Source organism: Lacibacter luteus, assembly GCF_004118265.1.
Lineage (GTDB): Bacteria > Bacteroidota > Bacteroidia > Chitinophagales > Chitinophagaceae > Lacibacter > Lacibacter luteus.
Map to the genome: position 1 here is coordinate 503809 of NZ_SDHW01000002.1, position 12162 is coordinate 515970.

Sequence of the window (12162 nt, forward strand, 5' to 3'; positions counted from 1 at the left end):
GCATTTCTCAGCATCAAATCTTCATCAATCGTTCTACAGCCTGTTGTAATGTTCTGTTTTGTTTGCTGAAACAGAAACGCACTACTTTATCATCTTTCTGGTTATGATAAAAAGCGGAAAGCGGAATGGTAGCAACACCCGCTTCTTTTGTTAACCGTATAGCCAAATCCTTATCGCTTTCTTCGCTGATGCGGCCATAACTGGCACAGATAAAATAACTACCGCTTGTGCTTAACAGATCGAATTTTGTATTCTTCATCAACTCAATAAAATAATCACGCTTCTGCTGCATAAAACGGGGCAGCGATAAATAAGCATCTTTATTCTTTAAGTATTCTGCCAATGCTACCTGTGCAGGTGTAAAACAACTGAAGCAATTGAACTGGTGTACTTTTCTGAACTCTTTTGTGAAAGCAGCAGGTGCTATGCAATAGCCCAGCTTCCAACCGGTACAGTGATAGGTTTTGCCGAATGAAAAGTTCACAAAGCTGCGTTCGAACAACTCCGGATATTTTAACATGCTTTCATGCGGCAGCTCATCGTAAATAAGATGTTCATACACTTCATCACTTACAATAAACAACTCTGTGCCTGCAACAATACTTTTTAATTCAGCAATATCATTTTTATCCAGCACACTTCCTGTTGGGTTATGTGGTGAGTTGATAAGAATGGCCTTTGTTTTTGCTGTGATGGAAGAGCGAACAAGATCCCAATCAATTTTATAATCAGGATACGTTAAAGGTAGCGGAACTGCTTTGGCACCGTTGATCTCAATGTTCGGGATATAACTATCATACGCCGGTTCAAACAAGATCACTTCATCGCCGGGTTGTAAGATGGTTGTTAATGATGAATAGATGGCATAGGTACCACCGGGAGTTATCGTTATCTCTGTATCGGGATTGATCTTTGTTTTGTACAAGAATTCAACTTTCTCCGCAATGCTTTCCCGCAAACCAATCAATCCCGGCATTGGTGCATATTGATTATGTCCATTCCTCATTGCTTCGGCAACTTTTGCTGTTAACTCTTCGCTCATTGGGTAATCAGGAAATCCTTGTCCGAGATTTACCGCTTTGTGTTCGGTAGCCAATGCACTCATGACCGTAAAAATGGTTGTACCTACATTGGGAAGCTTGCTCTTGATTTGCATACCTACAAAGTAAAGAAGAGGAACGTATCTGCGGAACTCTTTTTTCTTGCAACAACTTACAGCTGTTAAACGCTTAAATACTTATCTTCCTTTTATTAAATATTTTAACGATGAATGCCCGCCGAAAGTTTTTGCAACAATCAACGCTTCTTGCTGCAGGAGGAATACTGTTACCTGCTTTTGAATCCAACGCATTTTCCATTTTCAAGAATGGCACTTCACCTTCCGACCAGGTAAACATTGGTGCTATCGGAATCAAAGGAATGGGTTGGAGTAATGTCATGTCTGCTTTAAAAATTCCCGGTGTAAATCTTGTTGCTGTTTGTGATGTTGACAGATCTGTTATTGATAAACGTTTGGGTGAGCTGAGCAAAAACAATAAAGATGTTTCCAACATAAAAGTTTACGGCGACTATAGAAAATTGCTTGAGCAAAAAGATATTGATGCCGTCATTATCGGTACACCTGATCATTGGCATGCACTCATGATGATCCACGCATGTGAAGCAGGGAAAGATGTATATGTAGAAAAACCGGTTGGCAATTCCATTATTGAATGCAACAGAATGGTAGCCGCACAAAAGCGTTATAACAAAATTGTGCAGGCAGGCCAATGGCAACGTAGTCAACAACATTTTAAAGATGCAGTTGCATTTGTGCATAGTGGACAATTAGGAAATATCCGCACAGCAAAAGTGTGGTGCTACCAAGGATGGATGAAACCCGGACCTGTTGTTCCTGATTCAGCACCGCCCGAAGGTGTGGATTATAAACAATGGCTTGGCCCGGCTGCAACAAGACCATTTAACAGCAGCAGGTTTCATTTTAATTTCAGATGGTTTTGGGATTATGCGGGCGGATTGATGACGGACTGGGGTGTGCATTTGTTAGATTATGCGTTGATGGGCATGAAAGCTGAATTGCCCATCAGCATTGCAGGCTTGGGTGGAAAATTTGCTTACCCCGATCTGTATGAAGAAACGCCTGATACATTAACGACGCTGTACGAATTTGAAAAGTTCAATCTTGTGTGGGATTCTGCAATGGGTATTGACAATGGTTCTTACGGCAGAGATCATGGCATTGCATTCATTGGCAATAACGGAACGCTTATTTTAAATCGTGGTGGTTGGGAAGTAATTGAAGAACGACAAAGCAAGAATAAAGTGATTATGCCTTTTCAAAAATCGTCAGACAATGGCTTAGATAAACATTGGGTGAATTTTATTGCTGCAGTTAAGTCACGCAAGGCTGAAGAGCTGAATTGTTCGATACAAGCAGGTGCACATGTAGCCACTGTTGCACAAATGGGAAATATTTCTTTCAGAAGCGGAAAAAAATTACTGTGGAATAAAACGAAGGGAGCATTTACAGATGAAGCAGTGAATCAAAAATATTTATTGAGCAAATACTACAATGGATATAAACTGCCGGTTGTTTAATTGAAGAATGTGCAGCTGTTGAATTTATGCTCAACAGCTACACAAACCTCTCACAACTCTTTTGTGATTAGTATTTAAAGCTTCTGTAACTTGGTAAGTCAAGCTTCATTTCGAAACTTTTTACACCCGACAACGGATTAATTTCAAGAATGTATTTGCCGGTACCACCACCAATAAAGTAAGAGTCGTTTATTTTTTGTACCGAACCCATGTATTGCGAATAATCTAATGGAACTGTAAAAGCAGAGAACGAAGAAACCGTTTTCGCTGCTTCATTCAAACGCATTTCAACAATTCTTGTACTGGTACGTTCTCCGGCAGCACCGTTATCAAACATCAGCAATGTGCCATCGGTTAACAATGTAACGTTATGCTGACGAAGGAAAACCTGGTCGTTGCTTAATGTAAAACTGCTGTTTTTACCGCCAAGTTTCCAGACAATTGAACCATCTGTCCGGTTAATTTTTAAAACAAGATTGGCATTGCGGAACGAACAAATAAGATTGTCGTCGTTCGGATCAACAAACATCGAGTTAATGTGCAGGTAATCCTGTACAGCAGTTGTATTGGAGTAGCTGTTTCCTTCTACACTTTCATAATACAATTCAGGATGTTCGGTACCATCCCATTGAAAGATTACCTGGTCGTTTTTAATTTCTTGTATAACAGGAGCAATTAAACGAACATCTGCAGATGGATTTAAATCGGCCGGAATATTCGTTACCTTTTTTTCGTAGTACGACATTACAATGTAATGCTCATCATCAAGCAGAATAAAATCATGTGCATCCAACAGTGGTTGTGCTGTTGCGTCAATTGTATTGTGCGATAATAAATAAACACGCTTCAACTCATTTAAGTTTTCATCGGCAATTACCTGGTAGCCGGGTATGTATGCACTGTAGCCGGGAATATGATAACCATCTCCATCTTCTACTAGATAAGTATAGCGAACATTGCCGTTAATGGTCCATTTTTGAAAGTTCATTGCAACACCCGGAGTTGTTTTTTCTTTGATTGTGTTGCCAAGCTCATCAAGAATCAACAGCTTGCCGCTTTCTGCATTTGCAGAATATGGCGCTACAAGAATTTCGCCTTCAATGGGATTATTTACATAAGTTTTTACTGAATCTTTTTTGCAGGAAACGATCACTATAAATAGCGATGCTGCTAATAATGGTTTTATCATGCAGCTTCTGACGACAGTTGATTGAAAAAGTTTACGGCGTTAAATAAAGTTTAACAGATTTACAATCAACCAAGGAAAAAAAAAGAAAAAGCAGACAGATGTTTTCAAAAATTATTGCAGAAACTAAATTGATAAAATCAATTTCATTTTTTCTTACTCTTTACAAGATCATACGAATGATCGATCCATTCACGTATAAGTTTTGATGAAACTGTGCCATCAACCACAATCGTGTTCCAGTGTTTTTTATTCATATGCCAGCCGGGTAATACACAACTGTATTGTTCACGCAATTCAATAGCAAGATCGGGATCGCATTTTACATTGAAGCGGAGCTCTTCTGTATCGAGTGGGAGTAACAGGAAAGATTTATTGTTGACTTTAAACACAATTACATCCGGACCGAAGGGCAATGTTTCTTCTGCATCGGGTTTCGACAAACAGTAGTCTCGTATGGTTTCAATGTTCATGAGCTTCTTTTTTATTTACCATATAGGATACCCATAAAAATTATCATCGCTGCAGGTATAAATCAGCTTGTTAATCTTTATGGATAGTTCATGCAACGAAAATACTTTGTTTGTGGTCACAATTGTATGAAACAAACACTTCTCATCATCCTTACAATAGTCGGCCTGTGCGTTTCCTGTAAAAAGAAAACAGAAAACCGGTATGTATGCAAACAGGATATCATTTGCCCGGCTGTGGTTTGCGTAGCTTACTGGAGCAACTTACATTTTGCAGTAACGGATAAAACAACCGGCCGTGATCTAATATTTGGACCAAACGCTACATTAACAGCTGCAGATATTAAACTCTACATCAAACAAAATTCGCCGTATACCGAAGTACCTTTTTTGATTGACAGTGCAAAAAGGAAACTGTATACCATACGTGCAGCCGATACCATGGCACTGCAAATAAAAAACGAAGCGTTGCAATACCTGTTGGTGAAAAAATTTTGCAGCGATGAATGTTGTGCACGCACAGCAGTTGAAGTGGTACAGGAAGGAAAGCTGTTGATTGCAGATGAACAGAAGCTAATCCGTTTCCGGTATTAGTTGCTCACCGATTACACTGATGAGCACAGATAAAAAAAAAGAGCAGTTGAAATTTTCAACCGCTCTCTTTTTCCTCTTTTAACTCTTAGCTTAACTTTTGCATGGCCTCTTTCAGCTTACCAAGAAATTCAGGAATCTCTTCTTCTTTGCAGGTGCCAACACTTAAGCGATACCAGGGCGATTCTTTATCTGCACCAAATGCATAGAACGGAACAATTGCCAGTTTTGCTTCTGCAAGTAAGTAGTTGGTAACATCGGCTTGTGTTGCTAATGAAACACCCTCAGTTGTTTTCTTTCCTTTCAGATCAACCTTAATCGTAAGATAAATGGCGCCTTGCGGAGCAACAACATCTACATTAAAGCCTTCCTGCTTTAACTGCACAAAACCTTTTGAAATTTCGGAAAGACGATAATGAATGGCTTTCTTAAAATCAACCAGGTAACTGTCTACATTTTCTTTTTGTAAAAGATAAACAGCAGTTGCTTTCTGTTCTGCCATTGGTGCCCACGCACCTACATGTGAAAGAATAGCTTTTATTTTACCAATAAGATATTCCGGTCCTAAACTCCAGCCCACACGCACACCTGTTGCTGCAAACACTTTGCTGATGCCATCAACAAAAACAGTGTATGCTTTCATTTCGGGGCGAAGTGTAACAGGATTGTCGTGAACATTATCACCAAACGTAAGCGTCCAGTACATCTGATCGAACATCAGGTACATTTTCTTTTCATCATCTCCACGGCGTTTGTTTTCTTCCAAGATCATATCGCAGATCTTTTCCAGTTCTGCTCTTGGTATCATGGTGCCCGTTGGGTTTTGTGGTGTACACAAACAAAGCAAGGCAGCACCTTTAATATGCGGTGCAATTGCTTCGGCCGTAGGCATAAAGTTTGTTTCGGGTGTAGCTTCAATTACTACATGCTCTGCTTCGTTGAAATGCGTGTAGTGATTGTTATTCCACGATGGCGTTGCATAAATTACTTTATCGCCTTTATCAACAATAGCACGGAAGATCGCATAAATAAGCGGACGGCCGCCTGATGCGATCTGTATTTCGTTCACCCCATAATCCAGGCCTTCACGTTCTTTCAAAAACTGCAATACAGCCTGGCGTAATTCAAGAATGCCCTCTGCTGCAGGATAAGTTGTATAGTGCTGACGATAAGCTGTTACGATCTCATCTTCCAGTTGCTGCGGAATGGGGAATACAGCACTATCAAAATCGCCGATTGTGAAATTGTAAATACGTTCGCCCATGCGAATGCGTTCCTTGATCTGGTTACCGAGTTTCACAATTTCTGAACCTACAAGTGTTTCGGAGAGATGAGAAAGCTTCATACTGTTTTTTTAAAAGCGCAAATGTAGGGCAAGAACTCCCAAAACGAACAGTTGATCGTTTTTCTGCTGCTTAATTTATCAATGAGTTTATTATTCTTCTATTCGTTCCAGACAACCGTATTCTTTTTTCAACAGATCGTCGTATGCATCTGCTTTTTGAAACAGTTGCTGAAAAAGCTGTACACCATTTTCGGCTGTAAGATCAAGATCGTACACCACACGGCTCAGAATAATGTTTTGATTAACACAACTGAGCACTAATCCACGGTTGCGATAATTTTCCTGCAGCAGAAATTGGTAAAGCGGCTTAATGCGCAAAGGGTCGTTCGGCAGTAAACACAAATAAGCATCACTTGCAATAAAATAATTTTCAGGATTGTAACGGATGATGATGCGTGCACTGCCTTCCTTCACACTCCAGGTGTTTGCTCCTTCACGTGCCAGCTTAATATCCTTGCCCAACGATTTTAAAATTGTTTCAATGGTTTTAGCTGCACCTATCGGCTCAAATTCTTCTTTTGGCATCTCCGGCAATTTTACTTCGGTGCCGCAGGAAGGGCAATATTTACCACTATCCAGGTTTTCGGGTAATACTAAAAACTCACATGCATGGCAACGGGTTGATGGTTTGCCTTTGTATGGCGCATAAATATCCAATGCTGTACGCAGGTATTGTTCGGGTAAAGCAAAACCAAGATTATCGCCTCCAAGAATAATGAATGTATTAACGCCAATGATTTCGCCGCCCATGTTCACCAATGGTCCGCCGCTGTTGCCGGGGTTAATGGCTGCATCGATCTGTATATACTTTAAACCCTCACGAACACGATCTACTTTCGAAATTACACCCTGTGTTGCTGTATAGTTTAAACCATATGGGTGACCAATTGCAATAACCGGATCTCCATCTTTCAAACGGTCATATTCTCCTAATGAAATTTCCGGTAATTGTATTTGTGCCGGTGGTTGTAAAAAAGCAAGATCGTGTTTACGATCGGTGTACCAAACCCTGCTTAATGCTTTATCGAATTTTTTACCCGCAATGGTTACTTCTGCATTTCCTTCAATTACATGATTGTTGGTAACAATCAAATCGTATTTGCGCAAATAAAAACCGGTACCTGTTCCTGTTTGCGTTGCAATTTGTATGATGGCATCTTTAAATGAGTCAACTATCTCAACCGTTGATGGCATGATGAATCAAAGATTTTAAGGATGATGGTTTATTTAATCTCCGTATTTACAAATTCTATTTCCGAAGTAAAGGAATGTGTAAAGCTTAGTATAGAATCGTATTTCAGGTTTTCGGTTTTAAATGCAAGCTGCGGATATTTTTCTTTCCAGCTGTTGATGATCTGTTCAATTGCCTGCTCAATAACACTTACGTTAAACTCACCCGTACTGTTGTTATACAATACCGGCGAAAAACCGATATCAGCAAAGAAAGCAGCATAGGATACCTTCATTAATGTGAGATATAGATCGCTAACCGGTTTTGGCAAACTGAAATTGTATTGACAATAACTGAACCCGTATTCACTTATCTGCTGCGCCACTTCCGGGTAATTATTATCTCTAAACCAAAGCATATTCTGGTTAGAACCAAAAACAGAATCAGAAATTGTTTTTTGTTGTGTAGGCTGGGTAATGGCGAAGCTGTGTTTACTCCTGAACAAACAGGCAAACACAATTTCTTTCGGGTGCGCTGCAATTGCCTGGAAAGCCAGCAGCATTGTTCTGTTCTTTTCAATTACAGGTTTTTCATCTTTCAGAAAATAACCGGTTACCAGGTCTTCCAGATCGTACAGGATTCTGCCTTCGGGCACCAGCAAAAAGTCGATCCTGTAAGCAAGGTTGAGCAACAACATAGAAATGGCGTTACTCATTTTATCGGCATCCAGCGTGTTTACAAGTGTAACCGTTTCGGTTATCCATTGTTGCAGATAATTGTACTTTACTTCTTTTTCACTGTCGGGTATTGTTTCAATATGCTCGGTATCTATTGGGAGCAGTGTTTGAAAATCCTGCAAAAGCAGATCGTCTTGTTTATCGGCTCTTGTTGCCAGTTCTTTAAAGGCGTAATACAATTTGTTGGGATTGGCTGTTGCCAGTTCGGTATCGAAACGCATACAAAGTCTGTCGGCCTCCATACCATAGCGACAATAATACAGGTTGAAGTTTTGTTCCAGCAAACGACGCATTACAGGAACTGAAGGCTGCGCCATGCGGGCAAGTGTAACCTCTGCAGAAAGTGTTTCATTCGTATATCTGCCACGCACAAGTTTGCTGCCCTGGTAAATACTGAACTGCTGTTCGGCTGCAGAGCTTTGAATGGTTACGTTTTGCACGGCATCGTCCCGCAGGTAATCAAAAAAGGCAACAATACTTTCATGATAACGGTTTTCTTTAAACAGGTTATCCGCATCGGTCCAGCGTTTTGTTTTTTGCAGCGTTTTATTGTTATCGCTGTACCGGCCAAAAGAAACAGGAGGGATCTTTGTTTCCGGGCTTTCGTTTTTCTTTTTCCGGCCAAATAATTTATCAAACATCGGCAATGAATTAGGAAGCCGAAAGTACAATCATTTCACCGTATCGTTGGCAGCCAAAACCCTGAACAAAAGCGTAAAACAAGTTGATAATTTAACCCTTATCTTGCAGGTTTAACAGCTAATTATTCATTACCTTCCCCGTTATTAAATTAGAACAGCGTTATGAAGTTTATCGTTTCGTCATCGGCTTTACTGAAACAACTGCAGCAGATCAATGGTGTAATTAACGCCAACACTGTGTTGCCAATTCTGGAAGATTTTTTGTTTGAGATCAATAAAAATAAACTCACTGTTGTTGCTACCGACCTGGAAACAGTGATGAAAATACACATGGATATTGAGGCGAAAGATAACGGCCGTGTTTGTATTCCTGCCCGTATTTTGATGGATACATTGAAGAACCTGCCCGATCAGCCACTTACATTCAACATTGATAAGAACTTTGGTATTGAAATTACCAGCGATAACGGAAAGTATAAAGTAATGGGCGAAAACCCCGATAACTTTCCGAAAGAACCGGTTGCTGATGATACCACTTCGTTTACAACCACGTCATCTGCCTTGGTTACTGCCATCAACAAAACATTGTTTGCGGTAAGTAACGACGATCTGCGTCCGGCAATGACGGGTGTGTATTTCGAACTCGATAAAAAAGGATTGACCTTTGTTGCAACAGATGCACATCGTTTGGTGCGTTATAAGCGTACCGATGTAAGCTGTCCGAAAAGTGAAAGCTTTATTGTTCCTAAAAAGCCATTGAACTTATTAAAAACAGCGTTGCCCGGCAATGAAGACGAGATCACCGTTTCGTACAACAGCAACCACCTGTTTGTGATTCATGGTACAACAGAACTGGTGTGCCGGTTAATTGATGCACGTTTCCCCGATTATAAAGTGGTTATTCCTGCCGATAATCCTTACAGCATGATCGCAAGCCGCAACGAACTGGCAGGCGCTCTTCGTCGTGTAAGTGTGTTCAGTAACAAAAGCACCAACCAGGTTGTATTAAGTATTAACGGAAGCCAATTGCAATTAGCAGCACAGGATGTTGATTTTAGTTTTGAAGGTAACGAACGCATGAAATGCCAGTACGATGGCGAAGACATGCAGATTGCCTTCAACGCAAAGTTTCTTGTTGAAATGCTGAATGCTGTTGAAACAGACGAAGTAAAAATGGAATTAAGTACGGCAACAAAAGCAGGCCTTATTAAACCAACCGAACAAAACGAAGGCGAAGATGTGTTGATGTTGGTAATGCCGCTGATGTTGAATCAATAAAGAATATAGAAACCAATACTAACAATAAAAGTCCTGCTTGTAAGAGCGGGATTTTTTTATTGCACAGGAATATTGTTTGCCTTGAATGTTGTAATGATACCGCTCATTTTTTCTATTGAAAATTTATCTTCCTTACAACCTACCGTGAAAACTTTTTTTCTACCCTTTCTGATTTTCAAAGTATCGTCATTTTGGCTCACAATTAATCCGTCAAACGAAGTTTTTACTTTCCGAAGTTTTGAAAAATAACTTTTTGAATAAAAATGAAACTCTCTTTTCTCTTCATCAAAACGAATTTCTTCAAGTTTGCTTAGTTGGAGAAGGCTGATAATATTACCAGTGAATAGAATACCGAATATCAGATAAGCAGTATCTATCTTGTCACCACCAACAAAGTGAAAAACAATAAAAAATAGCAGCATAAAAATAAGCTGCATAAATATTGATATAAAGAATCTTCGGTTTGTTAGTGGTTCGTCTGTTGTAAAGATGATCATGGTTACTAATTAAGCCTGTTCAAAATAATCAATCTTTTTCATTGTACATTTAATACATGAGCCACATCCTACTCAATACCTACTACAATTATATCGATGCCAATCTTCATCTTATGCAGCTGCAGGAAGAAGGCATCAACTGCTGGCTTAAGGATGAACATACTGTTACCATCGATCCGCTGCTCACCAATGCCATTGGCGGTATAAAACTGATGGTGCACGAAACACAAAAAGAAAGGGCGCAGGATCTGTTGCGCACCATCATCAACAAAGCAAAAGAAAACAGGGCTTGCCCTTACTGCGGCTCACTGAACGTAGAATACATTGTAAGCAACCGGAAACCATCCAACTGGTTCAGTGCGTTGTTTACTTACCTGATCGGTGGATATCCGTTGGCGGCAGAACAAATCTATCATTGCTTTAATTGCGGAAAAGAGTTTGAAGAAGTAAAGCAAGCTCCGTCTGACCCTTCTGTTGTTCCGAAGCAGTAAAAAACTAATCCGTGAGACGGATTAAACAATTTTTCTGTATCCATTTTCACTTCGTAACTTATGGCAGAAATAAATCTGTATGTGGAACGAAATACTTGCCCATTTTGAAACATTGGAACATCGTCCGCTCGAAAGGATGGCTATCCTTGTTGGCGGGCTTTTGTTGTTCTGGGTCATTGAAGGAGCAATTCCGCTCTTCCCACTCAAGTATAAAAAATCAAAGCTGCGGCATGCAGGTGTAAACTTTGTGTTTACGGTTATTCACCTCATCATTCATACATTTCTGGCAATACTTATTATTAAGCTGAGCGATTGGTGCGCCGCTACAAAATTTGGAATTGTTTACTGGACCAACGCCAACATACTTGTTACCATTATTATTGGTGTGCTGGCTTTAGACTTCAGCAGCTGGCTCGTGCATTTGGTGATGCATAAAGTACCACTCTTATGGCGTTTTCATCTTATTCATCACAGCGATACAAATGTGGATGTAACAACCGGGTTGCGGCACCATCCCGGCGACAGCCTGTTGCGGGGAATTTTCTTTTTACTGCTCATTTTTATTTCCGGAGCGCCCATGTACAGCGTTATGATCTACCAGACCCTGGTGGTTCTGGCCACAGCATTTACACATGCCAACATCAGCCTGCCGGTAAAACTTGATAAAGCTCTGAGCTGGTTTCTCATTTCGCCCAATATGCACAAAGTGCATCACCACTGGAAACAGCCGTATACCGACAGTAATTACGGTGCGGTGTTCTCTATATGGGATCGTTTGCTGGGCACATTCTACACACTCGATACAAAGGATATTAAGTACGGGTTAGACCGTTATTATCCTGCAGAAAAGGATGAAGACGTAAAAAGTTTGATGATGAAACCCTTCAAAAAACTGGAAGAGTAAACAAATTTGTCAGGATTTTACCTGTTGAGACAGCCTCTCGTAAAAATATTTTCACTTTTTTTAAAAAAACTTCGGAAACTAAAATACTGTTTTTCAGTATTTTAGTCTTTGCATGCTATCGGCATCTGCCAACTACTAAAAAAAAGATGGTACTTTGTGTTGCATAGTACTGAAATATCTCTTAGTTTTGTTTTGTCAATGTAATTAAGCTGTGTAAAAGAGAGCGGTAAACGGAAGAGCTCTCCCGAAACTG

The 12162-nt window shown here is 40.1% G+C and carries 12 protein-coding genes; 5 read left to right on the plus strand and 7 right to left on the minus strand.

The window, feature by feature from the left end:
* Window positions 1-13: 13 nt before the first annotated feature.
* On the minus strand, window positions 14-1156 hold the full coding sequence (locus ESA94_RS09875) for a methionine aminotransferase (RefSeq protein WP_129130724.1): 1143 nt from the start codon (window positions 1154-1156) through the stop codon (window positions 14-16).
* A gap of 110 nt (window positions 1157-1266) precedes the next feature.
* On the opposite strand from ESA94_RS09875, the gene ESA94_RS09880 reads away from it, so the two are divergent.
* Window positions 1267-2598 carry a Gfo/Idh/MocA family protein gene (locus ESA94_RS09880; RefSeq protein WP_129130725.1) on the plus strand — a complete coding sequence of 444 codons (1332 nt, stop codon included), beginning with the start codon at window positions 1267-1269 and terminating at the stop codon, window positions 2596-2598.
* A 67-nt stretch (window positions 2599-2665) separates the two neighbouring features.
* On the opposite strand, the gene ESA94_RS09885 is transcribed toward ESA94_RS09880, so the two are convergent.
* Complete coding sequence (locus ESA94_RS09885; RefSeq protein WP_129130726.1) at window positions 2666-3787, minus strand: aryl-sulfate sulfotransferase; 1122 nt, start codon at window positions 3785-3787, stop codon at window positions 2666-2668.
* Between the two features lie 143 nt (window positions 3788-3930).
* Window positions 3931-4257 (minus strand): MmcQ/YjbR family DNA-binding protein, encoded by a 327-nt coding sequence (locus ESA94_RS09890; protein WP_129130727.1) that lies wholly within the window; start codon window positions 4255-4257, stop codon window positions 3931-3933.
* Between the two features lie 126 nt (window positions 4258-4383).
* On the opposite strand from ESA94_RS09890, the gene ESA94_RS09895 reads away from it, so the two are divergent.
* Complete coding sequence (locus tag ESA94_RS09895; RefSeq protein WP_129130728.1) at window positions 4384-4848, plus strand: hypothetical protein; 465 nt, start codon at window positions 4384-4386, stop codon at window positions 4846-4848.
* Between the two features lie 85 nt (window positions 4849-4933).
* On the opposite strand, the gene ESA94_RS09900 is transcribed toward ESA94_RS09895, so the two are convergent.
* The 3 genes from ESA94_RS09900 to ESA94_RS09910 all read right to left on the minus strand — a co-directional run bounded on the left by ESA94_RS09900 (window position 4934) and on the right by ESA94_RS09910 (window position 8739).
* On the minus strand, window positions 4934-6190 hold the full coding sequence (locus tag ESA94_RS09900; RefSeq protein WP_129130729.1) for a pyridoxal phosphate-dependent aminotransferase: 1257 nt from the start codon (window positions 6188-6190) through the stop codon (window positions 4934-4936).
* 90 nt (window positions 6191-6280) lie between these two features.
* The gene (locus ESA94_RS09905; protein ID WP_129130730.1) at window positions 6281-7384 is read right to left on the minus strand and encodes a trypsin-like peptidase domain-containing protein; all 1104 of its coding nucleotides are present in this window, start codon (window positions 7382-7384) and stop codon (window positions 6281-6283) included.
* Window positions 7385-7413: 29 nt separating this feature from the next.
* Window positions 7414-8739 (minus strand): type III secretion system chaperone family protein, encoded by a 1326-nt coding sequence (locus ESA94_RS09910; RefSeq protein ID WP_129130731.1) that lies wholly within the window; start codon window positions 8737-8739, stop codon window positions 7414-7416.
* Window positions 8740-8901: 162 nt separating this feature from the next.
* Here ESA94_RS09910 and dnaN point away from each other — a divergent pair, with 162 nt between their 5' ends.
* Entirely contained in the window at window positions 8902-10017 is a 1116-nt protein-coding gene (dnaN, locus tag ESA94_RS09915; protein WP_129130732.1) for a DNA polymerase III subunit beta, read from the plus strand.
* 56 nt (window positions 10018-10073) lie between these two features.
* On the opposite strand, the gene ESA94_RS09920 is transcribed toward dnaN, so the two are convergent.
* Window positions 10074-10454 (minus strand): hypothetical protein, encoded by a 381-nt coding sequence (locus ESA94_RS09920; RefSeq protein WP_129130733.1) that lies wholly within the window; start codon window positions 10452-10454, stop codon window positions 10074-10076.
* A 116-nt stretch (window positions 10455-10570) separates the two neighbouring features.
* On the opposite strand from ESA94_RS09920, the gene ESA94_RS09925 reads away from it, so the two are divergent.
* Together ESA94_RS09925 and ESA94_RS09930 are read left to right on the plus strand one after the other, a co-directional pair.
* Window positions 10571-11005 (plus strand): putative signal transducing protein, encoded by a 435-nt coding sequence (locus tag ESA94_RS09925; protein ID WP_129130734.1) that lies wholly within the window; start codon window positions 10571-10573, stop codon window positions 11003-11005.
* Between the two features lie 79 nt (window positions 11006-11084).
* On the plus strand, window positions 11085-11909 hold the full coding sequence (locus tag ESA94_RS09930; RefSeq protein ID WP_129130735.1) for a sterol desaturase family protein: 825 nt from the start codon (window positions 11085-11087) through the stop codon (window positions 11907-11909).
* Window positions 11910-12162 lie beyond the last annotated feature (253 nt).